Annotated in this window: 20 protein-coding genes; 9 read left to right on the top strand and 11 right to left on the bottom strand. The window is 69.1% G+C overall.

The genetic code is table 11. The annotated features are described in order from the left end of the window. Nucleotides 1–101: 101 nt before the first annotated feature. Genes B2363_RS05140 through B2363_RS05120 form a run of 5 tightly spaced genes read right to left on the bottom strand, consistent with a single transcriptional unit; the run spans nucleotide 102 to nucleotide 4,542 of the window. Nucleotides 102–2,981: a hypothetical protein gene (locus B2363_RS05140; protein WP_286928890.1), complete on the bottom strand. Its 2,880-nt coding sequence runs from the start codon at nucleotides 2,979–2,981 to the stop codon at nucleotides 102–104. Nucleotides 2,982–2,985: 4 nt separating this feature from the next. Then, nucleotides 2,986–3,213: a hypothetical protein gene (locus B2363_RS05135; protein ID WP_286928888.1), complete on the bottom strand. Its 228-nt coding sequence runs from the start codon at nucleotides 3,211–3,213 to the stop codon at nucleotides 2,986–2,988. A gap of 53 nt (nucleotides 3,214–3,266) precedes the next feature. Then, a complete protein-coding gene (locus tag B2363_RS05130) occupies nucleotides 3,267–3,752 on the bottom strand; it encodes a hypothetical protein (RefSeq protein WP_286928886.1) in 486 nt (161 codons plus the stop codon). After that, entirely contained in the window at nucleotides 3,752–4,009 is a 258-nt protein-coding gene (locus tag B2363_RS05125; protein WP_286928885.1) for a hypothetical protein, read from the bottom strand. The genes B2363_RS05130 and B2363_RS05125 overlap by 1 nt, the downstream gene beginning before the upstream one ends. A 2-nt stretch (nucleotides 4,010–4,011) precedes the next feature. Next, nucleotides 4,012–4,542: a hypothetical protein gene (locus tag B2363_RS05120; RefSeq protein ID WP_286928883.1), complete on the bottom strand. Its 531-nt coding sequence runs from the start codon at nucleotides 4,540–4,542 to the stop codon at nucleotides 4,012–4,014. Between the two features lie 73 nt (nucleotides 4,543–4,615). Between B2363_RS05120 and B2363_RS05115 the strand changes: the two genes are divergently transcribed. Next, on the top strand, nucleotides 4,616–4,834 hold the full coding sequence (locus B2363_RS05115) for a hypothetical protein (RefSeq protein ID WP_286928881.1): 219 nt from the start codon (nucleotides 4,616–4,618) through the stop codon (nucleotides 4,832–4,834). A gap of 9 nt (nucleotides 4,835–4,843) precedes the next feature. On the opposite strand, the gene B2363_RS05110 is transcribed toward B2363_RS05115, so the two are convergent. After that, nucleotides 4,844–8,035 carry a TIR domain-containing protein gene (locus B2363_RS05110; protein ID WP_286928879.1) on the bottom strand — a complete coding sequence of 1,064 codons (3,192 nt, stop codon included), beginning with the start codon at nucleotides 8,033–8,035 and terminating at the stop codon, nucleotides 4,844–4,846. 14 nt (nucleotides 8,036–8,049) lie between these two features. On the opposite strand from B2363_RS05110, the gene B2363_RS05105 reads away from it, so the two are divergent. The 7 genes from B2363_RS05105 to B2363_RS05075 all read left to right on the top strand — a co-directional run bounded on the left by B2363_RS05105 (nucleotide 8,050) and on the right by B2363_RS05075 (nucleotide 16,467). After that, entirely contained in the window at nucleotides 8,050–8,874 is an 825-nt protein-coding gene (locus B2363_RS05105; protein ID WP_286928877.1) for a hypothetical protein, read from the top strand. Nucleotides 8,875–8,941: 67 nt separating this feature from the next. Then, entirely contained in the window at nucleotides 8,942–10,759 is a 1,818-nt protein-coding gene (locus B2363_RS05100; RefSeq protein WP_286928876.1) for a ThiF family adenylyltransferase, read from the top strand. Nucleotides 10,760–10,761: 2 nt separating this feature from the next. Next, nucleotides 10,762–11,463, top strand: coding sequence for a hypothetical protein (locus B2363_RS05095; RefSeq protein WP_286928874.1), 702 nt, complete (start codon nucleotides 10,762–10,764; stop codon nucleotides 11,461–11,463). Nucleotide 11,464: 1 nt separating this feature from the next. Then, nucleotides 11,465–12,286, top strand: a complete 822-nt coding sequence (locus B2363_RS05090; protein WP_286928873.1) for a hypothetical protein — start codon at nucleotides 11,465–11,467, stop codon at nucleotides 12,284–12,286. Between the two features lie 85 nt (nucleotides 12,287–12,371). Beyond that, nucleotides 12,372–13,895 (top strand): DUF4407 domain-containing protein, encoded by a 1,524-nt coding sequence (locus B2363_RS05085; RefSeq protein ID WP_286928871.1) that lies wholly within the window; start codon nucleotides 12,372–12,374, stop codon nucleotides 13,893–13,895. Nucleotides 13,896–13,959: 64 nt separating this feature from the next. Further along, complete coding sequence (locus B2363_RS05080; protein ID WP_286928870.1) at nucleotides 13,960–15,897, top strand: hypothetical protein; 1,938 nt, start codon at nucleotides 13,960–13,962, stop codon at nucleotides 15,895–15,897. Nucleotides 15,898–15,975: 78 nt separating this feature from the next. After that, entirely contained in the window at nucleotides 15,976–16,467 is a 492-nt protein-coding gene (locus B2363_RS05075) for a hypothetical protein (RefSeq protein WP_286928869.1), read from the top strand. 3 nt (nucleotides 16,468–16,470) lie between these two features. Here B2363_RS05075 and B2363_RS05070 read toward each other — a convergent pair whose 3' ends face one another. The 5 genes from B2363_RS05070 to B2363_RS05050 form a co-directional block, all read right to left on the bottom strand. Continuing rightward, nucleotides 16,471–16,947 (bottom strand): hypothetical protein, encoded by a 477-nt coding sequence (locus tag B2363_RS05070; protein WP_286928868.1) that lies wholly within the window; start codon nucleotides 16,945–16,947, stop codon nucleotides 16,471–16,473. Continuing rightward, nucleotides 16,944–17,960 (bottom strand): hypothetical protein, encoded by a 1,017-nt coding sequence (locus B2363_RS05065; RefSeq protein ID WP_286928866.1) that lies wholly within the window; start codon nucleotides 17,958–17,960, stop codon nucleotides 16,944–16,946. Before B2363_RS05065 ends, B2363_RS05070 begins: the two co-directional genes overlap by 4 nt. Further along, on the bottom strand, nucleotides 17,953–19,227 hold the full coding sequence (locus B2363_RS05060; RefSeq protein WP_286928864.1) for a hypothetical protein: 1,275 nt from the start codon (nucleotides 19,225–19,227) through the stop codon (nucleotides 17,953–17,955). Before B2363_RS05060 ends, B2363_RS05065 begins: the two co-directional genes overlap by 8 nt. A gap of 61 nt (nucleotides 19,228–19,288) precedes the next feature. Then, nucleotides 19,289–20,938, bottom strand: a complete 1,650-nt coding sequence (locus B2363_RS05055; protein WP_286928862.1) for a hypothetical protein — start codon at nucleotides 20,936–20,938, stop codon at nucleotides 19,289–19,291. A gap of 2 nt (nucleotides 20,939–20,940) precedes the next feature. Then, on the bottom strand, nucleotides 20,941–22,056 hold the full coding sequence (locus tag B2363_RS05050) for a caspase family protein (protein ID WP_286928861.1): 1,116 nt from the start codon (nucleotides 22,054–22,056) through the stop codon (nucleotides 20,941–20,943). Nucleotides 22,057–22,229: 173 nt separating this feature from the next. On the opposite strand from B2363_RS05050, the gene B2363_RS05045 reads away from it, so the two are divergent. Further along, a complete protein-coding gene (locus tag B2363_RS05045; RefSeq protein ID WP_286928860.1) occupies nucleotides 22,230–22,373 on the top strand; it encodes a hypothetical protein in 144 nt (47 codons plus the stop codon). The last annotated feature ends 124 nt before the right edge of the window (nucleotides 22,374–22,497 follow it).

Raw genomic sequence — 22,497 nt, 5'->3', positions numbered from 1 at the left:
TTCCGCCGGCGCTCACGAGCGCCCGATCAACGAGCGGATTGATGGCAACGCGCAGCCGCCGGCAGGAGCAGCAGGATCAGAATTCACCTGCGACGTAGCGCTCACAACCCGAAGAGGCGGAGCATGCTGTCCTCTGCGACGACCACGCCGCCGCCAGTGATCGCGAGCCCGTCGTCGTGCCCGCCGAGGGTGTTCAAACGTTGGATCCGGCCATCGACATGGACGGCGGTGAGCCGGTCGTGGCCCTCAGCCAGGAGTAGCGGGCCGATGCCGAGAACCTCACCCTGTGTGCGGGCGAGCCACACCACCTGCAGCGTCTCCTCACCGGGAAGGAGCCGAACCGCGACATGATCAGCCCGCGAGATGACCGTCGGTGTTCCACCCCACGACGTCACTTCCGACGGTGCCCTGTCGGTGTGAATGCGCCCGTCCACCTCGAAGGACCTACCGTCCAGTTCTACCAGCTCGTTGCGGTCGATCAGCGGGACGTAGACGAACTTGCCCAGCGCGAGGACATCCCATGGGTGGCCCTTCAGCTCGGCCTCCTGAGTGACCTCGCCCGAGCCAGCGGCCAGGGCCAGTACCTTTCGTTCGCCGGGAAGCGAGACATACAGCGTCTCGTTGGCGACCGACAACCCCCGCACTCGGTCGCCAAGGCTCCTCGTCCAACGGACGACACCCGAATCAGCGTCGCGGGCTTGGACTGTCCCGTCGTCGCGCAACGCCGAGTAGACTGTGCCGTCATCGAAGATGGCTTCCTCCACTGGTGCGCCGAACTGCCAAGCCGGCTCGATGGTGGAGTCCTCGAAGTTCACGCGGGTGGCGTGGATGCCGTTCAGAATCACCAGCGGCTGATTTCCGCTTCCACTGAGCACGTGCGTGATGGAGTAGTCAGGGTTGAGCTCGACTGCCGCGACGTCGGCCTGAACGCCGACAGTTCCGCCGAGCACAAATGGGATCGCGAGACTCAGCACGCCCACGTTCACGATGAGGTACCAGGCCCACGGTTCGCGCTTCCACGTCTTGTGCGGCTTTGCCATTCCCATCGGAATGACGTCGGTGGGCTCGCGTGGCGCTGCGTGCCCGATGGGCAGTGGCGCCGATACGTCGGCACGCAGCAGCGTAGCCACCGCTTGGTGGATGCCTGCGTCATAGGCCAGATCGTCCGCAGCCCGAGCGACGAGGACCAGAGGTTCGTCGTGGTCGCGCGGGAAGGCGATCACCAAGGGAACAGATCCGGCACTCGGCCAGAGGGATTCTCTCGGCACCCCGTACACGTCGGCGAGGGTGTTGATGCGCAGGGCACGTTCGGATCTGGGCAGCGGAGGAACAAGGAACAAGGTCTTGTCGAGCTGGCCGCGGGCGTGGATCTGACGTATTTCCCAGACGAGACTCTCGGTTCGCCCTAGCGTCATCGCTAGGAACGCCGTGTGCTCTGCGATCTCGGTGACCTTGTCCTGCCATTCTTCGTGGGACAACTGGATGCGCACGGCGCCGAGCCCGGGCGGGAGCGCCTGGCCGGGTGTTCCCACTGCGATGACCGGACCGATCTTCGACAGGGCGGCGGCAGCGACTTCTTCGAACCGTTCCCGGCGTCGTAGCGCGAGTTGGTCCAGCACGCCTGAGCGATCGAGACGGCGAGAGCGCATGCGCAGTTTGTCGTCCACGAAGGAGCGGAGCAGGAGGATCGGAGGTCGGGTGTCGTCCTCGGGTGCGGGTGCGCGGCGCATCGCGATCCGTCGTGCGAGTGCCAACGGGAGCAGGGAACCCAGCAGAATTGCTCCAGCGATGCACTGCATGATCACGCCGGTCCGGCGCACCTGCCAGTCGGGAAGGCCCGGCGCCGTGACGCCGGCAGACATTGCCGCACCGGCAGCCCACAACCACGTGGCGCCCGCCATCACCAGGATGGTCAGGGCTGCGCCGGTGGCGATCCACCAGACACGACGTCCGGTGAAGGCCGTGGTGACGTTCCTACCTGCCTGCCTGTTGACCAGGTGCCGTTCGACGAACAAGGTCGCAAGATAGGCGACGACCACCACCGCAAGCGAACCGAAGACACCGAGCCACAGCTCCTCGGTGAGACGCACCGCCCACAGCAATGCCGCAAGTCGTGCGGCGCCGATGGCACGAGACTTCGCGGCCGCGGCGGAGACGTCTTTGGTGACGTCCACTTGGTGGCCTCGCAGTCTCCTGCGGCACAGGTGAGAAATTGCTCGCTGATACGTAGCCCGGTCGAACACCAAGGCCGGAAGGACGCTCAGCAGTGCGCCAAAGGGCACCGCCACGATCCATGCGGCAAGGATCGCTGCGCGCTGCTGGGAGCCGTAGACGTCCGGGGGCGGCTCATCAGGGGAGGTGTTCACCTGGATCGCGTCGAGCAGGCCACTGAGCGCCTGTTGCGGATTCACCTGTGACGAATGGGCCGCCCGGACCGACAGATCCACGTAGGCACGGGTGCGGCCGGCTGAGAGATTGGCGCAGTACCGCTCACGACCGTTGCCGGATCCTTCGTACCTTGCACGGCCCGCGTCGGAGGAAAGGGAGAGTTCGTCGCCCTGGGTGCAGTGGTCCGTCTGGCCGTACGTGCTCGCAGCCCTGCGGACCTCGTACACGCGGATTTGCACTTCCACACTGTCATCGAGCGTCACCCACGTGCGCTCCCATGCGCCGGTGACCACTGCGGCGCGCAGGTCTTGCGCCATCGCCGAGTTCGAGGTGAACGCCTGCACTTGGGGCGGTCCCTCCGAGTACAGCACCACGGACCCCCCGACGGAGCCGGAGACATCGCCAAGGCTGGGAAAGCTGGCCGCGACCGAAGGAGTGTCGAACGGCGGTGCCAGATCGGGAACGGCCGGCGCATCCCAAGCTTGGCTCGACTGGAACGCCAGCAGCGCAAGGGCGAGGAAGACGAGGCAGCTGATGTTCCAGTACCACGTTCTGCCTCGTGTCGGGTCGCTCTCGGACTTCCCAGGCCTCACCCGTCTACGACCTGACCGTGCCATGAGGCCAGATGATGGTGACCGGCTGCCCATTCGCTCGACGGCGTTCGACGATGTCGTTAGTGCCCCCGCGCCCGCCTGATGGTTTCCCATCCCAAACGGCAATCAGATGGTGGGCGGGGTCCGAGATGAAGCCGACCGGGCGGATCTCCGTCCCCTTGCCGGTGACGTGCACCTCGACGTCGCCCCAAGTGGTGCTCGGCTCGGTCACCGTCCGATCCTAGGGTTCGACGTTGCCGCTCGTGGTCGAAAAGTATGTCGAATTCACCGTCGGAAGGCGATCTTCGCGAGCACCCAGAGGAAGCCGCAGTAGACGAGGGTCTGCACGGGGTTCCCGAGGAGCATTCCGAGCCAGTCACCCACGCTCCACACGGCGGCCTCGGCGAACGCAGGCACGATGCCGGCGAACGTGTGGTGCTCCCACAGGTGGAGGATGACGAACTGTGCCAAAGGGAACAGCAGGAAGGCAGCGAGGGCCAGTCGAACAACAGCCATGCGACGTGACCGCGTGTGGAAACTGTCGATGCCCCCGCCGCGGCGGACCACCGAGAGGTTGTTGACGGGCACGGTGGCCCGCGTGGCCCCGATTCCGTGCCCGAACTCGACGAGCGCCCGCCCTCCCCGCCGTTCGACCACGACACCGCGGGTCCCGGGCGAGATCCCTGCGCCGACGAGGTAGTCGCCGAGGCTCGCGTGGATGTGCTTGTCGGCCCGAACCCAGTCGCCGGGTCCGGCGGTGTGCCACCACATCACGGAATCCGCAGCCGGACAGGAGGGCGGTGCTCGCCGTGGACGCTCTTCTGCGCGTTCTCGGCCTCGGCGTGGCTCCTGCCCGCGTCGCGCATGCGGTCGGTCTCCCGTTCGTGGGCATCGGAGAGATCCTCGACCTGCTGCTGCCTGATCTGCTCGCGATGGTCGGCGGGACTCTCGGGCAGGAGCATCTGGTTCGCACCGACCGCCAAGGTGATGACGGTGGCTCCGATGAGGGCGGTCTCCTTGAGCGCCATGGTCAGGCCACCTCCGCGAGCCGCGTGCGGGAGGTGCGGAGGCGGTCCGCCCTGGACACCTTGAGGTGGGCGTGGAGTGAGCACGCCCTTTCCAGGGCCTGGCTCTGCGTGCCGTTCCCGCGCACGCGCCACGTCGTCATCCCCGCGTGGTTGGCCCGCATCGCCAACTCGGCGAAGGCGTGGTCGCCGCTCGCGATGACGAGCGTCGAGAACCGCTCGGCGGCGCGGTCCTCGTCGATGCGGTGCAGGAGTTCGTTCTCGGCGCCGTTGATCCCGGAACGGATGTAGTAGCGGATGTTCTTGGGGTAGTGCGGGCCGCGGTGGTCCAAGCACCCGAGCACCAACGGGTGCTCGTGCAGGCGGGCGGACGCCTGCTGGTAGCTGTGGGTGAGGAGCTGGATCGCGTGCAGGTCCGAGAGCTCCGCGCTGGCCCGGAGACGCTCGATCTCGCTGTCGACGGCAGCGATCTGCGTCTCCAACTCGACGTGGCGCTGCACGGGTTGCTCGTCGGTGAGATCGGGAAACAGTGGCATCAGGCTTCTCCTTGGTGTGCGGATGTGTCGCCCTCACCACCGATCCCGCGTAGGCGGGATCGGTGGTGAGGGCATGGCAGAAGACCTGAAGAAGACCGAGGCCAAGATCGCCGGCCAGCGTAAGGCGATCCGCGACCACATTGCGAAGTACGAGCGGTACCCCGCCGCCCAGGACAAGGCGTTCGCCGTGAAGACCATCGAGCGCGTTCAAGACACGATCCGCGACCTGAAGCGGCGCCAGCCGCGAGCCTCGTCGAGCTACGAGGACACCTGGAAGCCGCCGCGCCGATGAATCGGGCCGCTACTCAGGAGCGCGGGCGATGATGCCGTCGGCGAGCGTCCTCCAGTTGGCTCGGACCTGATCGGGAGGGATGAGCCACTGGGTCTCCAACGTCTCCTGGGGATGGCCGATCTCCTCCAGCCACATCTCCGTCGGAATCGCGCTCGAGCCCGGGCGCTTCGTGACGAAGGCATCGGCGGCACGTTGGGCGTCGGCCTTCTCCCCCGTGAAGATCGCGCGCAACGCCAGGAGGTGCGCGGTGGCGGGGTTCTGGCTGCCGTAGCTGACCTGCAGCGCCCGGATCCGTTCGAGGATGGCCTCGAACTCGGCGTCGCGCTTGAGTTCCAGGTATCCGAGGGCGATGAGGCACTGGCGTTGATCCGAACGCTGGCCGGTGTCGATCGCGCGCTGGAGCAGGTACAGGACCTCCTCGCGCTCGACACCTTCACGGCGAGCGCGGTTGACCATGTCGCTCGCCTGCAACTCCAACGTGAACCGGCGCGAGGTCTGCCGCGCGATGTACTCCAGGTCGAGCGCGTTGCTCGGAGCCAGCCCGTGGAGCCTCTCGATGACGACCGTGAAGCGATCCAGCAGGTCGGGTCGGTGCTCGGCCTCGTAGGCGAGGGCATCGCGGAACCGACGGGCGTGGCGGAGGGTGACGGCGTACTGATGGTGGTGCTTGGCCTCGAACCCCGGGTACGCGGCGACGGTCGCAGCCATCTTCACTCGCGCTTCCTCGAAGCGGGCCTGGCTGCGCAGTCGGTAGACGGTGAACACATCGACGAAGGCGCCGATCTCGGGGTTGGCCGGTTGGATGGCCTCCAGGGCCGCCGGCCCGTCGGGGAAGGGCAGTGCGATCGCGTGGACGAAGGCCAGGAGTGCGGCGGCGTCGGACCTGCGCTCCGGATCAGGCTGAGGCAACAGACGCGCGAGCGCCGCGATGGACGGACCGTCGTTCACCAGTTTGGCGAGACCGGGTAGATAGATATCCCACTCGTAGCCGAGACGCAGGGCCAGCGCGGTGCCCTCGATCTGCGCCGCGTCCGAGCCGCGTTCGTGGCCGGCCCTGACGCGCCGGACGGCCTCGGCCATGCCACGCTCAGCGGCTTCCTGCCAGTCGCTGTCGGACCAGTAACCGACCGACTTCCGGTCGAGCTGCACGAGTCGCCGTACCTCGTCATGGACGCGGTAGGGGTAGATCGAAGCCTCGTCGTTCCGCTCCACGAGTGCGTAGGTGCGCGCCCGGTCCACGGCGCCGCCGTCGACCCGCCCAACTGCTGCCGCGAGCTCGATGTCGAACGACGGGAGCACACACGCCGCCCGGAAGGCATCGGCTTCCTCCGGCGACAGCACCTCCAGGAGTTGCACCACGACCTGCGGCAACTCGCCGCCCAGGTCGCTGCTCGTGTACGTCCGACCCGGTTGCGCACGTTCGAGGTTCTGGATCAGTGTAAGCACGGCGTCGATGTGCAGGGGCAGGCCGTCGGCGCGCGCCAAGAGTTCGGCGATGAGGTCGTCGGACACGTCCCACCCGGCGCTTTGTCGGGCGTGTTCATAGATCCGCCGGACGTCCTCGTCGCTCAACTTCCCCAGCAGGTGTTGGCGCGGATCCTCGGTCGCGTCCTCGGCGAGACCTGGCCACGCCGCGGGACCCGCGAGTCCCAGGTCGGTGCGGCGGGGATCGGCCCAGCTCAGCCGGTTCCGGCCGGTGACGACGAACAGGGCGTAGGGGAGCTGTGCGACGAAGGAGGCGATGGTCGCCTCGAGCAGGTGGTTGCCGTGTCGTTCGACCTTCTCGAACGGATCGATGAACACCACGAGCGCGGGACGCCGGTCGGCGGGGAGGAAGAAGATCTCCTGGGTCAGCAGGTAGAGCAGGTCGGCGGCGACGTTCACGCCCTGCGAACCCTGCGGGATGCGCGTGATGTCGTCGAGGAGTTCCGCGAGACCGTCGTACTCCTCGAACATCGGAAGGTGTCGTCCCGCGTGGTCGATCTCGCTGAGAACGCGGCGGACCTGGGCGGCGGTCAGCGCGTTCGGTATGCCCATACCCAATTGGCCGGCGATCGTCTGCGGGGAGAGGAGCATCTCGTCCGCCACCGGCCCGGAGAGCCCGAGGTCGCGGTCGTTTCCGCGAACCGTCTCGAAGTAGGCCGCGAGCGCGAGGTCGAACGTCGTCCAGCGGTGGTCGACGGTCGTGAGGGAGCGCCGCAGAGTGAGCAGGAGGTCCCGAACGGGGAACACCCCCTCGGCGTCGTGGAAATCCCAGCGCACGGGCACGACATCCGGGTGCGGCCACGGACCCCACTCGCTGGTCTCCGGAAGGGCGCCAATGACCCATTGCTCCATGCGCCGCGACATCCCCGTCTTACCGCGACCCCCGTGGCCGTAGAAGACCAGGACGTTCGGGAACTCGCCGTCGACGATCTCGGCCTCACCGCGCAGCCGGGTGAGCTGGTGCTCCACCGATGCCCGCAGCGCCTCGCTCTCGGGAATACGGTCGGCGAACGTGTCGGCCACCGACTGGTGATGCTTCGGCTTCTGGCGTCGGGGCATCCCAGCCTTCGACCGAGGCGTTGCAGCTGGCGGGGGAGGAGTCACACGGTCGGGATCGGGGTGCACGCCGTACTTCTCCAGCGCTTCTCGCAGCTTCGTGAGCACGTCGTCACGTGATCCCTGCGATACGAGGATCTTTTCTTCATCGCCGCTCAAGAAGTCCAGGAACATCGGGATGGTGTCATCGAGCTGGACGACGACGATGGTGGCGTTGTGCTTGTAGGCCCAGTCGACTTCGCTGCGCACACCTCGCCGACTGGACGAAATGGTGGAGCCGAACACGATGAACACGTTGGATCCGTCGATCCTGCCAGGGATGGTCTCGGCCCACTGCTCGGTCGGCTCGATGCCTTCGTCGTACCAGAGTCCGTATCCGTCGCGGTGGAGCTGGGCGAGGATCGGATACACGCGCGCCGCGTCGCCGTGCGCGTAGGACACGAAAGCGTAAGGGCCGCCGCTCAGGGCGACGGTGAAGGGCAACTCCAGGTCCACGGTGGGGATCTCCGATCTCGTCGGATGCGACGCGGCCACGGCGAGGTTATCGGCTCCTGCGACACATGACAGCCACAACGCGGGCGATTCCTCCGCTCCGGTGACCCCTAACCTGTCGAGTCGGTCGAGGCGAGCCGGGATCGGTGAAGGGGGTGCAACCACCACAGGAGGGACGCCCCATGGGACAGCAGTTCGACAACGAGGACATCATCACGCTCGAGGAGATGACTGACCCCGACACGGGGTCGATCATCTTCGGGCTCCAGGAGAGCGCGCTCCTCCCGGCGCCGCGGACAGGCTCGGCGCTCACGATGACCGACCACGGTCTGGTGGAGGACGAGCGGCCGAGTCAGCCCGTCGCGCTGCCGACCGACCGGTTCGCCGGGCAGGGACCGGTCGACTGGTCCGCGGCGGAGGCGCAGCAGGCCGGGGGCCAGGTGGTCTCGATGATTGACGGCAAGTTGGTCACCGGCCAGGGCGATGGCCCGGCGCAGCAGGTCGAGTTGCCCCGCGACCGGTTCGCCGCGCCGGACGAGCGCTTCCGGGCGGAGAACGCCGAGGTGACGGCGATGGCGGCCGCCGGCGCGGGGTCGCTCCTCAAGCTCCTCCAGCACACTTCACAGATCCGGAACTGGCCAGCGGACTCCCCGGCGGGCTGGGTCTTCACCTCGCGACCGACGTCGCACGGGGACGAACTGACGGGTCTCATCGAGTTCAACCCCTCTAGCGGCTTGTACCACTTCCACTTCTGGCGCTTCGACGTGCGGAACGCCGACGGCCGGATGGGGTCGGTCGACCTGCCGGCCTACCTCCATGCGCACCCGAACCTCACCGCGCACGGCACCCACATGTACCCCAACGGCCGCGGCGGAGCGGTGCTGTGCCTCTCGACCAACGCCCGTGGCGGCCTCCCGTCGCTGACCGCGGTCGTGTTCCAGGCCGCCAAGTGGGCGGACGGGATGGGCGAGGTGGTCCGGGGCCGTCGCTTCCCCTACCGCGAGTGACCGCGTGCGACCGCGCCGAGACCGACCTGACCAGACCACACCCGAACGCCCTGAGGAGACACCGACGATGAAGACCCGTAGGCCCAAGAAGACCCCCGTGATCGCCGACCGGACCGTGGCCAGGACGCCCGCGCCGCGGTGGCAGATCACCGACGAGGCGCTCGCGATCCTCGACCGTGAACTCGCCACCCCAGCCCCGGAGTGCGGGGCCGCGCTGTTGGCCCCAGCCGACACCCGGCTGGTCGTCGACGTGATCGTCGACCCCGTCCCCGGTGAGCAGGTCAGCTACTGGCACTCACCGCGGCTCGGCGAACTGCTCAACGCGAGGATCGCCGACTCGCCGCTGCTGCGTTACGTGGGCACCGCCCACTCCCATCCCGGCGGCATGGCCTGGCCGAGCCTGCCCGACCACCAGGCGTTCTCGTCCTCGGTCGCGGCCTCGGGCCTGGAGGCCGGTCTGTTCCCGATCGTCGTCGCGACGGCGTCCGCGGACCTGCGCATGCCGGAGCGGTTCGGAACGGGCCACCTCGTCGACCTGGCGCACGGCACCCTCGCGCCCTACACATGGCGCACCACTCACGGGCTGGACTCGTGCCGGGTCTCGGTGATGCCCCTGCGCGGGTCGATCGAGGCGGCCCTTGCCGTACTGGCACCGAGCCTGACGCTCACCGCCGGTGCCACGGTCCCGGTCGAGGGCATCGGCACGGCGTGGCTGCTCGTGCCACTGGAGGGCGACACCCATGTCGACCTGCTGGTCCCGCAGTCCTACCCCGAGTCGGCCCCGCTGATCCGCTGCGGCGAGGGGGAGTTCACCGCGCCGAGGTGGGATCTGTCGACCGATCTCGGAACCCGTCTGGCCGAGGCGATCCACGCTGTCGTTGGCGCTGCGGCGCGGGCTGACCTCCCCGATGCCCGTGCGGGGATCGGCGCGCGGCTCTCCCACCACATCCCGACCTCGGACGGCAGCGCGAAGCACGTGGCGATCCTGGGCTGCGGTTCGGTGGGCTCCACGATCGCGGAGCTGCTCGTCCGCGCCGGTGTGGAGGCGTTCACGCTCGTCGACCCCGATGAGGTGAGCGCGGCCAATCTCTCCCGCGGTGCGTACGCCTACGCCGACGTCGGACGCGCCAAGGTCGACGCCCTCGCGTCCCGGCTGAGTGCGATCGCTCCCCACGCCGTGATCACCCTACACGCTGCGGCGCTGGCCGAGGACGCCGCCGACCTGCTGGGGGAGGTCGACCTCGCGATCATGGTCACCGACGACCCGGCTGCGGAAGCGTGGCACTCCCACGTCCTCTACGACGCAGGTATCCCGTACGTCTCGGCCAAGCTCTTCGCGAAGGCGGACGCGGGTGAGATCGCGTTCGTCGTGCCCGGGGCCTCGACCGCGTGCCTGGCCTGTGCGACCGGCATGACCGCCGGTGGGCAGGGCCGTGGCGCCGTCAACTACGGGACCGGTCGTCTCGACGGCGAGCCCGCTCTGGGCGCCGACATCACCGCGGTCTCGGCGCGGGCCACGCGCACGGCGCTCGCACTGTTGCACCGCGACACCCCCGGCCCGCTCGCCGACTGGATCGCCCCGCTCCTGGAGGCCGGACGCACGCTCAACCTGTCGTGCTCCGTGCCCGGGTGGGGCATCTTCGAGCACGTCGCCGTGCCGCCGATGGACGGACCCTTCGCCTCGGTGTGGGCGAAGACGGCGTCCCAGCCCACGTGCGCCGTGTGCGGCCCCGACCGGGTTCCGCCCGCCACGCCGCTGGCGGCGGTCGCGCCGCCCGAGGACCTCGACGCCCTGCTCGAGTCGCTGGCTGCGGCGCCCGCCGCCGTCGAGCCGGAGGCGGGATCGGTCGTGACGGTAGGAACAGCGACCAACGAAAGGCAGTGACCATGCTCCCCGTACTCACCACCAAGCCGGACCAGCAGTGGACCGACCTCGCCGTCTCCCGCGACGCCGCGCTCCGCAGGCGCGCCCCCGAGCTGCCCGACTACCGGGTGGCGCCGTGGAGTCCGGAACCGCTCCTAGTCCTGGACAAGCAGTCCCCGTGGATCGTGATGCCCTACGACAAGGACCCGTTGCGCGCCCGTGACGGCGGGTATCCCTTCCCGCGCGACGTCAAGCGACGACTCCAGGACTTCGCAACGAGGGGTGTCGACTTCGACTCGCTGGCGATCGCCCACGAGCTCGACCCGAAGGGGGCGGTTGCGCCGCTGCTGGAGAAGATCCCACCGACGGGACTGGTCTGCGATGCGTCCACCACCGCGACGCTGGTCGGCGAGACCCCGGCGACCGGCGCGAGCAAGCGCATGGCCACCACCCTCAACCGGGCGGGCGATGCGATCGCCGAGTCCGGGCCGAAGGTGCTGCTGGGCCTGGCTCTCGCGCCGGTCGCCATCGTCGCCGCCCCGCTCGCGCTGGCCGCCGCTGCCGTCGAAGGCATCGACCCGATCGTCTTCGGTGTCCTTCACGTCGACCCGGCCGGGAGTCTCGGGACGGCGCGCCCGACCCGCCTGCAGGCCCGTCGTGCCGGTGCCTGCCCGTCGTCCCCGCAGGCGTCCCTCTGGTACCCCCTGGCGGCCTGGAAGTGGTGACATGACCAACGACTTCCGCAGCCTCGATGCGCTCATCGGGCTGGCACCCGTCGGCGACATGCCGCCGCCTCTGCTCGGAGGTCAGCCGACGGGCCCGGCGTCGCCGCCCCCCGCGCAGCCCTCACCTGCGTCGCCCACGGCCCAGCCGTCTCCGCAGCCGACTCCGGCGGGTCCGACGCAGACCCGCTCGAGCCGCTCGCCGCGCCCGACCCGTCCGACGCGCACCCGACGACCCACCGCGGTCCGGCCGCCCTCGCACCGCGGCGTGGCGCGCGTGTCGGCGCCGTCGCCGGTGCGACCCCCGGCCCGCGTCGCGGGTGTCGCCCCGGTGACCCGGCCGTTGCTGTCGGCCGTGTCCGCTCCGACCGGGCGTCGAGGCGCCGAGCCGGTCTCGCCCCCGGTGACCGCGATCGCCTGGCTCCTGATGGTCCTCGCGGCCGGCAACGCCTACCTGCTGTTCCGGACCCATGGTGGGATCGGCACCGGTCTGCCGTTCGCCGGGGTGGTCGACTACGGTCCAGCGGTCACCACGCTGATCACCTGGGCGGGACATCCGGGCTGGCCGACGTGGCTCTCGGCGTTCGGTGCCGTCGGGCTGGCGCTGGCCGCTGTGCGTAGCCGGGGGCTCCGTGAGGTGGGTGGCGGGTCCGGAGCCACCATGTTCGTCAGCATCCTGTTTGCCCTCGCGGGCGTGGCCGGGTCGCTGGCCGCGCTCGTCGTGGTCGCATTCGCCGCCACTCTCGGCGTCGCCATCGTGGTCGCCCTCACCATCGTCGTCGTCGTGGGCATGGTCGCGCTCCTCGTCGGCCTGGCCTCGGCGTGAGCTTCCAAGGGTGGCGCGAGCCGTTCGATCCGGGATCGGTGACGGGGGTGTGACCGCCGGGGTCGCACCGACGAAGGAGGAACCCATGAACGACCTCTCCGACACGTTCGTCCGGCTGGGCGGAGGCGACGAGGCCGTACTCGAACGCGTGCCGTCGGCCCGGCCCGCGTTCATCCAGATCGCCATCGCCCTGCTGGTGACCGCCTCGATGGCGACCGCGTCGATGTGGTTCGCCCTGCACGATGCCCTCGACGCCCACTGGCTCGTGGCGACGCTGATCGCACCCTGCTGGGGGCTCGTCATCCTGGGGATGGACCGGACGCTCATGTTGCTCGGCATGGGCGGAGGCCGGGGCGCCACCATCGCATCGGTCGCGGGCCGCTTCACGGCCGCGGTGCTCATCGGCATCGTCGTTTCGACTCCTCTCACGCTGCGCATGTTCGCCTCCGACATCGACGCCGAACTCGCGGCGATGCGAGCCACCCAAAGCGAACTCAACAAGGCGTGGATCGCCGATTCCCAGGAGAAGCAGCAGGTCGCTGATCTCGAGCAGCAGGTCGACGACTGGGAGAACATCGCCGCCGGCGTCCTGCCCGCCTCCTTCGCCGACTCCGACTCGTCCGCGTTGGCCGACCAGGTCGCCCAGCTGAAGGAGCAGCTTCCCGACCTGGAGCACGCCGCCGACCAGGCCGCGATCCTCTACAACTGCGACACGTACGGCGGCGGGCGCGAAAAGCTCGACCATCCCGAGAAGTGCGCGGCCGTGCCCGGCACCAACGGCAATTCGGCGTTGTACAAGGCGCAGGCGGACGAGGCCGCACAGGCCGTTCTCGACGCCCAGACGAAGATCAACGCCCTGCAGAAGCGGCTCGAGGACGCCAACCGTGACCGGCTGGGTGCGCTCCAGGCGCAGGCCTCCGGCCAGCTCGAGACGCTTCGTCCCCAGCTCGCCGAAGCCCGTCGGGCGTTGACCGGCTTCGAGTCCGGCGTCGAGAATGCCAATACCGGGAACACCGGTCTGCTCGCCCAGCTCACCGCTCTCTGGGAGGCCGGCGAGCAGAGCACGCTCCTCATGGTGACCCACCTGCTGATCGCCCTGCTGTTCATCGTCATCGAGGTGCTGCCGGTGATGGCCAAGCTGCTGTGGCGCATCACTCCCGGCGGCAAGGACTACGAGGAAGTCGCCCGGAGCCTGGACGAGTACGGCGTCGCCGGTGCGCAGACCCGTCGCGCCGAGGCCCAGATCCAGGCCGAGACGGCCTACGAGGCCGCTCTCCTCGCCAAGGACGCGGAGCTCGACCGCATCCAGCTTGTCGCCGAACACGAGCAGGAGCTGGCCCGGCTCCAGCAGGCTGCGGAGCTCGACATCGAGCGGCATCGCGCCGACGCCATCGCCGCGATGGGCATCGCCGTGGACGCAGAGTTCGCTGCCCGCCGTCAGGCCGAACTGCGTCGCCGCGCCGAGGCGGCCTTCCGGTCCTGGGCCAGCCGCCCCACCCCGCGGGCCGCGGCGGACCACCTCCTCTTGACCGGCCCGACCCTCGGTCGCGCGCGCACGGGCGAGGGGCGAGGGCGTCGCAGGTGGGGTTGGCGCCGTGCCGTCAGCTGACCGCCTCGGGTCTCCTGGGCCGAATCGGGCACAGGAGCCGGCGCGGTGGGCGAGGATGACTCGCGTGCTGACCCGCAGGACGCCCCACCGCCCCCGTCTCGTCGTGGCGCTAACTGCGCTGCTGCTCGTCGTCGTCGGCGCCCCACGTGCGGTCGCCGCCGACCCCCACCTGGAACTCGGCGCGCTGGCTGTCGACCTGGCCGAGGAGTTCGAGGGCGCTCGACTGGTGCGCGACATGACCCTGACCGCGCACGACATCTCCCCGGGCGACAACGCGGCAGCGGAGATCAATCGAGCGCTCTACGTCGATGGCAGGGGTTGGCTGTACGAGCTCGACGGCAGGCAGCTCGGCGTCATCATCATCGAAGCCAGGACCCACGACGCCGCGACGGCCTTCGCGCAGGCCCAGGGCACCGGCACGTGGGAGGGACTGCCAGACAGCTTCCGCGGCGACCGGAGCAGTGACACCGGGCTCGACCTCGCCTACGCAGGTTCCGTGGGCCGTCTCGTGGCGACCGTCATCGTCCGAGGTCCCGAGGCCACGCCCGAGGCGAAGGCCCAGGCCGATGAGCTCGCCGAGCAGCTCTACCGCTCGCAGCGCGACCGACTTCCCCTGCTGGAGGATCTGTCGACGTCGGGGGCCTCCGCGATCGGCAGCGGGTTCGCCGTGTGGTGGGGCACGGTCTCGGCGCTCCTGATTCTCGGCGGTGTCCTGCTCGGCTGGCTGCTCAGCGTGGTGACCGACCGCGGGGCTCGTGAGTGGCTCCGCAACCGCAGGAGATCCCCCGGGAGACGTCACGGCGTCCAGGTGGATCTGACCCACGCCCTGGCACGCGCTCAACGACGCAGTGCCGTGATCCCCGTCGTCCGCGGGACGGCGCTGGCCGCGGTCCTGGGGGCGAGCCTGGCTGCCCCGTCGTTGCAGGTGTGGCAGTCGGCCGTCGTGGTGACGCTCTTCGTCGGCTGCTGGACTCTCGCCGAATCCTGGTGGCGGAGTCGTGGCGGCCGCTCCGACGTGGCACGTGGCGGGAGGGCCGTCCTCTACGTCGCGGCAGGAAGCGCAGCCTCGACGTTGGTGGTCGTGGCCGGCGTGTTCATGATGGCGTCGGCGGTGGCCGGGGTCGTGTCGGGACACGACGCCGTGACACCGTTCCTGATCATCGCCATGCTCGTCTTCGGGCTGGGCATCATGACGCGCAGTCGAGAGCCGGTCCGACTTGCGCGGCGGCTCCTGCAGCCGCTGGTACGACGCCAGGTCAGCTTGGATGCCAGGGCCCCGATCCTGCTCCTGCGGTCCTTCCAGGACGACGCCCTCGAGGTGCGTCCACCCGTGGCCCTGACCGGGGCCATCGACACCTTCGCCGGCGAGGTGCGGGTGCGCTTCGAGGAGGTCGTGGCGTGGGCGGCGTGGTTGTTTGGACCGCTGCGGACGTTCGGGCAACCCGGCACCGTGCTGCAGCCCCTGGGTGCCGCCCGCGACTACCACGCCGACGAGCACTGGGAGGAGGCGATCCGGGACCTCGCGGACGAGGCGCAGGCGTACATCCTGATCGCCGGGCGTTCACCCAGCCTGGTCTGGGAGATCGGTGAGCTCCGCGCGAATCGACGGCTCGCGAAGACGCTGATCGTGTTCCCGCCTGTCGACGACGGCGAGACATCGGAACGGTGCCGGGTCGTGGGCGACGCGCTGGGGCTCGATCGCTCGGTGCTCGCCACCGAGGAGTCTCGACGGCTGCTCGTCCTGGGTTTCGACGGGCACGGAACGCCGACGGTGCATGCCGCTGCGGGCCGGACCGCCGACGCCTACGTGGCGGCGGTGAGTGATGCCCTGGAGCGGGCGATCGCAGCCGAGCTGGCCGTCGGTGAGCCGGTCGCGTGGGCACGGGCCCACGTGGAACGAGCGCCCGACGGGCTCGTGCGGTTCGACCCGAACAGCACCTCACCGCGACGGACGGTGCTCTCGCGCGTCTGCGACGTCGTGCTGAACTTCGTCCCGGTCTAGCCGGCTGGCCCGGCTGGTGCCGGGATCGGTGGAGGAGGTGACACTCCGCGCCGGGCGGAGCGGGACAGGAGAACGACGATGTGCAACCCGACCATGTGGACGACTCGCTACCTCGACACCGCCACCGCGCGGCTCGGATGGGACCTCGAGGAAGCCCCTGACGGCGATCTCCTGGTCGTCACGCAGGCGGGCCGGTTCGTCATCGCCAACACAGCTCCGCATGACCCCGAGTTCCTCCACGTCTACGCCCTCTACGCAGCACCGTCCGAGGGCGACCGTGCTCAGTTGCTGGAGGTCGCCAACGAGGTGACCTTGCGGGCCAAGGGGGTCTCGGTCTCGCTGCTGCAGCGCACCACCAGCGTGGTCTTCGCCCACCAGGGCCTGGTCGGCGCGCCCGACAGCTTGCCGACCGCTGATCAGCTGGTGGCGGCGCTGCCGCGCGTTCAGCGGATGCTGTCCCACGCCGTGAGCCTGTGGTTCGAGAAGCTGGATGCGGCCGGCGATGCCGCCGTGCTGGCCGGTATCGAGGCGGCCACCCGGGCCGCGCACGCCGACGGTTCCGACGGCTGATCGTCAGCCGCGGGACGCAGCGGCCGGCCAGACGCGCAGCCAGGGCCGTCCGGAGGACTCACGGATCTCGACGATGTCGGCGGTCCCGCCAAGCCCTCCGGACGGTCCGCCGTCCCAGACGGCGACGAGCAGGTCGACGTGCTCGGCGATGTACCTCCCCGCATCGAAGAACGCCTGCTCACTCGGCAGGACGTGCGCGGGTGGGATGATCTCGGAGGCGGCGGACTGGGCAGCCCGGAATTGCCGGAGGTTGGCCTCGGGGATCGTCGACTCGATCTCCTCGCAGGGCGGTACGAACACCACCGAGCCGCCCGCCGCCAGCACCGACCAAGCGAAGATCTGGTCGGCGCCGGGTGCCAGGGACGTGTACCCCACGAGAGGTCCGGGAACGTCGGCGAGCCGGCCCGCGAGCTCGGCGGACACGGCGACGCGCGTCGCCGCCGTGAGTCCCATATGGCCGGTGACCCCGATGGTCGTCATGCGCTGCCCCGCGGGCCTGAGTCACGGTCGACCAGCTCGTCGAGCCGCTCCTGGAACTGTTGTCCGACCAGATCGGCGAGTCGCGTGCGCTGGTCGGGGTCCGGGAGCGTCGCGAGCGCGTCGAGCTGGCGGCGAGCGCTGATGCGAAGCGCGGACACCTGGCCTGACGTGCGGATCAGCGCTCGAACTGCGGCCTCGGCCTCCGCGTCGGGAAGGCCTGCCCACTGCTCGGCCCGCGCAAGCGCACGTTTGACGCTGTCGGCCGTGTTGAACTTTTGCCCAGCTGTCGGGCGGCGCCGGCGCCGGCGGTGGGGGGCCGGGGCGGCCTTTTCGGCCTCCAGAACAGCCTGGTACATCTTCCAGAAGTTCAGGCGCATGCTGACGCCGCGCAGGGATTCCTTGGTGCGGAAGGCCTCGCGCAGGCGGGGGCTCCACTCGAACAAGATGGCCGCGATCCGCTTGCCCGGATGCCCACGCAGTGCCGCCACGCTTTCGGCCAGGACCAGCTTCTGGTCCTGGGAGCCGATGAAGTACCACGTAAGGTCTTCCCGAGCGAACAACTGCACGTCCCTGATGATCGCGCGGTCCGCGCGGTCCGCGCCCTGCTGGGTGAGGACGTGGCTCCAGTTGTGCTTGTTGACGAAGGTCTTCCAAGCGGACTCCACCCCGTTGTCGGCGATGTAGCCGTAGGTCCGCCCATGGTTCTCCCGGACGGTGAAGCCGGCCAACGCGAACCACCGCACCAGCCGGTCCGCGACGTCCGGGCCCTTCCGGTGCCAGTCCTCGAACCGCGCGCCCAGCGGCAGCATTCGCGATGCTGCGTCTTGGGCGGCGGCCACCGATCGGTTCCACACCGGCTCGCGCGAATCGTGCCAACCGCTCTCGGCGAAGTCGATCTCTTGGCGGAACGGCTTGAAGAGGTTCTCGACGTCGATGAAGACAGCAGCGTCGCGAGGCGTGGGGTCGGCCTCACCCCGCCCGGTCGTAGTCGGGGGCAGTGCCGTCTCACTCATCGGCGTCATCCCAGGCGGCCCGTTCGGCGATGAACACGCGCGAGTTCGCGGCGTCGCGCCGCGACACGATGATCTCCTCCCGCCGGGCCCGGTCGGCGGCGGCCTCCGTGCGACCCTGCTCGCTGAGTCGCGGTCGTACGGCGTAGGCGGGGTCGAAGATGTCGATCCGAGGGTCGGAGTCCGGGATGGTGGGCCAGCGGTGGGTTCCCACGAAGGCGCGCCAGCCGGCGTCGTACCAGAGGCTGAACACCTCGGGGACGGCGCTGAGGTAGACCCGCGCGAGCAACGGAGTGTCCGAGTCCTGCGGGTGTTGGGGAGCGGCAGCGACGCGAATCGTCAGGGTCGCGCCGCCGCTCCCGTCTGCAATGAGCTGCCACGTCACGTTCCCGGCGCGTGCTGCGACGGTGCGAGGGCCTACCTGGAGTTCGTCCACCGTCGTGACGCCACGGCGCAGGACGTCGGAGATGGCGGTTCCGCTCTGCCCTCTGGAGGCGAGGGTGAGCTCGGTCCGGGTCGCGGCGAGACCCTCGACAAACTGGTCCCAAAGGTCGGCGACCAGCGAGTCCCACTGCACGGCGCCCATCGCGTCGTCGACGGCACTGTTCTCGGACTCGATGGTCGCGAGGAGCGTCGCGCACTCGTGGTATCCGAGAACCGTGTCCTCGACGAGGTCGACGGTGGCCCGTAAGGCGGACTCCAGCACGCCGAGGTCGAGTTCGGCGCCCTTACCCGCCATGGACCGTAACGCCTGAACCTGGCTCGTGAGGAATTCGGTATGGGGCGCCAGGAGCGCCTCGATAGCGTCGGTGGCGACGAACACCGCCTCCGCGACCCAAGCGTTGGCGGCGATCTCGATCTCGAGGATGCGTTCATCGATGTCGGGGATCGCCGGTGCGCCGGATGGCCACCACCGATGCAGCCAGAAGCCGACGGCGAGGCGTTCGACGGCGTCGGTCAAGGCACCGCGAGCAACTGCCACCCTCACCGGCTCGGCATGCTCAGCCTCGTCGACCAAGGCCTCCACGGCTTCGGCGACGACGGTGCCGTAGACACCCGCGAGCCACGCCTGAGCCACGAAAGAGTCGTGGAGGATCGCGTGAGGTGCCTGCTCCGGTCGGGTGACGTCGACGAACAGCACGCCGCCGGCGGCCGGAATGGACGCGGTATCCACCGGGGCGGGCCGGGGCGTGGGTGGTGAGATGGTGACCAACTCATCCTCGCCGAGCCGAATCGAGACCTCGCCCCTTGTCTCGGGTTGCGCACTCATGTCAATCTCCATCTGTCTTCACGGTCTTTGTCTCCGTGTGTTTACCGATCCCGGCCGGCACCTATCGCGCTGGCGCATGCTGGTCGAGCCAGTCGGCGACCGCCCGCAGGGGGAGTCGGCTCCCGGCTGTCTCGCACCAGCGTGTCCACGTCGCCCGGGTGTCCTCGTCGTTGAGGTCGAAGCCGCTGAAGAACGCTGCGAACGTCTCCTGGTCGATTCCGACCTTTTCGCGGATGGTGGACAACTCGATCGACAGGAGCACGGTGTCGCCGGCGGCGTACTCGGCCATTCCTGCCGATCCCCGGCGGGGTGTGTCGCTGTGCGCTTCGAGAGGTCTCTCAAGGGGCGCGGTCGCGGACGCATGGTCGAGCCGCTCCGTGAGCGTTCGTGCGATGCCACTGAGGAGACTCCACGCGGTGTCGGGGGAGGAGTAGTCGTTGGAGCGGCGCACCTCGTGGTTGTGAACGCGCTTCCAGAGCAGTCGCAGGTACGGCGCGGTGAGGTCTCCGCCCTGGCGCGCGATGACTCCCGGCAGGCCTGCGGTGGCATACCTTTCGCGGCGGGCACGTCGCCACCGGCGAATGATGGTGTGAGCTTGGCGGGTCAGATGGGGCATGCGCTTCACGTACTCCCGGTACGCCGAGGACGACTCGTCACGATCGGTGTCGAGATCAAAGGCGAGCAGGCTGCCCAGTGCCACGACCGTGCGCGAGATCGGATCCTTGAGGCCGAGCGGCTGCACTGCTCGCTCGCACTCCTCCTCGAGGAGCTCGAAGACGCTCGGCAGGCCCCTCCGGTTCTCCCGGGAGGTGTTGAGGGCCATTGTCAGCCGATCCTCGACGCTGGTGTCGAGGTGAAGGGTGGTGAGCTCCTCGGCGGTGGCCGATGCCTCCGAGGCGCTGCGAAGCACGGGTGGGGGAGGCGGGGACGTATGGGAGAGTCCCAGTGCGGCCGCGCGGCCGCCCAATGCGGTGGTGTCGATGGCACGGGCCGCGTCCCAACGGGAGAGTGTCGCGTCCGTCAGTGTCCGGGGCGGCGCATCCGGAGCCTCGCCGACGAATCTGGTGGCGAGGTCGGGGTCGTTCAGGAAGCCCGCGAGGGCCTCCCAACCGGTAGGGCTCCTTCCGGCGGGTGTGCCGCCGCTGACGGACGTGGCGTGTGCGGTGGCGGCGGCCTGCTCGAGATGGTCCTCCAGCTTCCTGACCGCCTCCGATTCACGCAACAGCGCGGTCACGCCGGCGATGCTCGGGAGCTGGTCGAGTTCGCACAGGAGCGCGTGCGCCAGCTCGGGGGTCATCGTGTCGTTGAGCCGAGCCCACTCGTAGCAGAGACGCAGGAGCGCCTCCCGCTTGTCCCGGACGCCCAAGGACTCCGCGGTGACGAGAGGATCGACGACCGTCACGAACGCCGCTGTTCGCCGCAGCAGCGGCGCCTGGACCTCCACGGCGTCCAGAATCCGGCGGGCGTCCGGTTCCCCGATCGGCGTGAACGCCTTGACGTACTTCAAACCACGGTGTTGCGCAGGCACCTTCAGCGCCGGGTCGAGGTCGCGATCGAATACCGCAGGAAAGAGCGACCGCACGGCGCGTGGGGAGGGGGTAAAGGCGACGCGGGCTCCCGCGGTCCGCGTGGAGAGGATCCGATGGACCTCGCTATACGGGCCTCCGATCCCGGTCCAGGCTTCTCGCCAGACGTCGACCAGTCGTGGCATGCTCACTCCTCCGGGAGGAGGCCGGCTTTCGCCAGCCGCCAGTAGTAGCGTCCGAGTTCCGTGAGCCAGACGTTGCTCTTCGCTGGATTCGGTTCCATGGCCAGGAACCAGAAGTCACGGTCGTCCTGCGTCTTGAGGAGGTTGGCGTTCCGGTACGCCTTCAGGTGGTCGTTCTCGATCTGCTTCCTGCTGCCGGTGAAGGGCTGGCGCTTCTCGTCGTGACGGTTGTTCGCCCCGTAGTCCTCGTCGTCCGGGGCGGTCAGGTACGCGGTGTCGTGAGGATCGTCGAGACGTGACTGCGCGAGGCCCTCGTGAGAAGGAGTCAACGTCACGCGGGAACTCGCCTTGCGGAAGATCGTGTGGAGCTGTCGCAAGCTGGCGAGGGGAACGCGAGGCTCGACCTTGCGGATGAGCGGCGGCTCCACGACGTGCGACTTGAAGGTGGGGGTCTGGTCGACGTCGCCCATCGCGCTCGAGGCATACGCGTACAGGCCCATGGGAGTGATGTTGCCGAGCAGGTCCGCAGCGGCTCCCTCAAGCCCACCGCGTAGCTGTTGGGAGAAGAGTCCGCCCCGCCGCGGATCTTCCTTGGCCAGCTCGCCCGAACGCGTCGCGCTCAGGATCGAGACATTCTCCAACAGGAGAGCCTGGCGCGGGACGAACGGATTGGCGCCGAGTGCTCCCGACATGCAGCAGTCGAGAATGATGGTGACGGTCCGATTCGGCGAACGCAGCCCTTCAACCAGCTCCATGAGATCGCCGAAGGAGTAGGAGTCGCCGTCAAAGGCCTGCAGCTTGACCAGCGTCCTGGTGTGTTGGACAGCATGACCGGAGAAGTAGAAGAGGAGATCGACCCGGGAGTCGGGGTCGAACCGGCTCTCGTCGAAGAAGGTCCCGATGGCCCGGTTGAGTTGTCGGACGGTGACCCGGTGACCGGCGGGACTCTCTACGCCGTCGACGAGGAGTGACTCCTCGTCGAGGTGCCAGACGACCTCGCCTGCGACATCTCCGTCGCTTCCCTGGAGGAGCTGAGCGATCTTGGTCGCATCGGTGATCGCCCCGGGCAGTGTAGGAAGGTCCGAGTAGTCGCCGATTCCCACGACGAGCGCTTGTTTCATCGGTTGCACTGACCGTCCCCTCGGGTGTGGAGTCTCGCGGGCAGGTTACTTGATCGGCAACCTCCCATGCGGGGAATCTCGAATCCCGTCGGCTCGCGATGTGGAGGACACGGGATCGGTGAGGTGAGCGAACCGGCTGCCACCCGGGCAGCCGGCACACGAAGGAGAACCCCATGAGCCACAAGTGCCCCGAGTGCGGATACGTGATGCGGTACGTCAAGGACCTCAACGCCACCGGCAAGAAGCTCTACGAGTGCCAGGACAACACGTGCCGGCACTTTCGGAAGACCGGCTGGCGATTCCAGTTCAGCTCCTGAGCGGCTGCCGTCCTTTCGGTTGGCATCGATCGAAAGGGCGGCAGTGCGTCCGCCGGTGAGTGCCCGTGACTCGCCCGTCGCCCGGGGCGCCGACCCCTCGGAGGAAGGCTGACGACCCGAGACT

Source organism: Aeromicrobium sp. UBA7512 (assembly GCF_002476985.1).
In the GTDB taxonomy this organism is placed as follows: domain Bacteria; phylum Actinomycetota; class Actinomycetes; order Propionibacteriales; family Nocardioidaceae; genus Aeromicrobium; species Aeromicrobium phoceense.
Note: the sequence above shows the minus strand (reverse complement) of the source record. Positions and strands in the feature narration are given on the sequence as shown.

Coding starts and splice junctions, on each gene's coding strand:
- B2363_RS05045 (WP_286928860.1), top strand. CDS start 22,230: ATGAGCCACAAGTGCCCCGAGTGCGGATACGTGATGCGGTACGTCAAG.
- B2363_RS05095 (WP_286928874.1), top strand. CDS start 10,762: ATGCTCCCCGTACTCACCACCAAGCCGGACCAGCAGTGGACCGACCTC.
- B2363_RS05085 (WP_286928871.1), top strand. CDS start 12,372: ATGAACGACCTCTCCGACACGTTCGTCCGGCTGGGCGGAGGCGACGAG.
- B2363_RS05105 (WP_286928877.1), top strand. CDS start 8,050: ATGGGACAGCAGTTCGACAACGAGGACATCATCACGCTCGAGGAGATG.
- B2363_RS05125 (WP_286928885.1), bottom strand. CDS start 4,009: ATGGCGCTCAAGGAGACCGCCCTCATCGGAGCCACCGTCATCACCTTG.
- B2363_RS05070 (WP_286928868.1), bottom strand. CDS start 16,947: ATGACGACCATCGGGGTCACCGGCCATATGGGACTCACGGCGGCGACG.
- B2363_RS05065 (WP_286928866.1), bottom strand. CDS start 17,960: ATGAGTGAGACGGCACTGCCCCCGACTACGACCGGGCGGGGTGAGGCC.
- B2363_RS05120 (WP_286928883.1), bottom strand. CDS start 4,542: ATGCCACTGTTTCCCGATCTCACCGACGAGCAACCCGTGCAGCGCCAC.
- B2363_RS05050 (WP_286928861.1), bottom strand. CDS start 22,056: ATGAAACAAGCGCTCGTCGTGGGAATCGGCGACTACTCGGACCTTCCT.
- B2363_RS05055 (WP_286928862.1), bottom strand. CDS start 20,938: ATGCCACGACTGGTCGACGTCTGGCGAGAAGCCTGGACCGGGATCGGA.
- B2363_RS05060 (WP_286928864.1), bottom strand. CDS start 19,227: ATGAGTGCGCAACCCGAGACAAGGGGCGAGGTCTCGATTCGGCTCGGC.
- B2363_RS05100 (WP_286928876.1), top strand. CDS start 8,942: ATGAAGACCCGTAGGCCCAAGAAGACCCCCGTGATCGCCGACCGGACC.
- B2363_RS05090 (WP_286928873.1), top strand. CDS start 11,465: ATGACCAACGACTTCCGCAGCCTCGATGCGCTCATCGGGCTGGCACCC.
- B2363_RS05075 (WP_286928869.1), top strand. CDS start 15,976: ATGTGCAACCCGACCATGTGGACGACTCGCTACCTCGACACCGCCACC.
- B2363_RS05115 (WP_286928881.1), top strand. CDS start 4,616: ATGGCAGAAGACCTGAAGAAGACCGAGGCCAAGATCGCCGGCCAGCGT.
- B2363_RS05130 (WP_286928886.1), bottom strand. CDS start 3,752: ATGTGGTGGCACACCGCCGGACCCGGCGACTGGGTTCGGGCCGACAAG.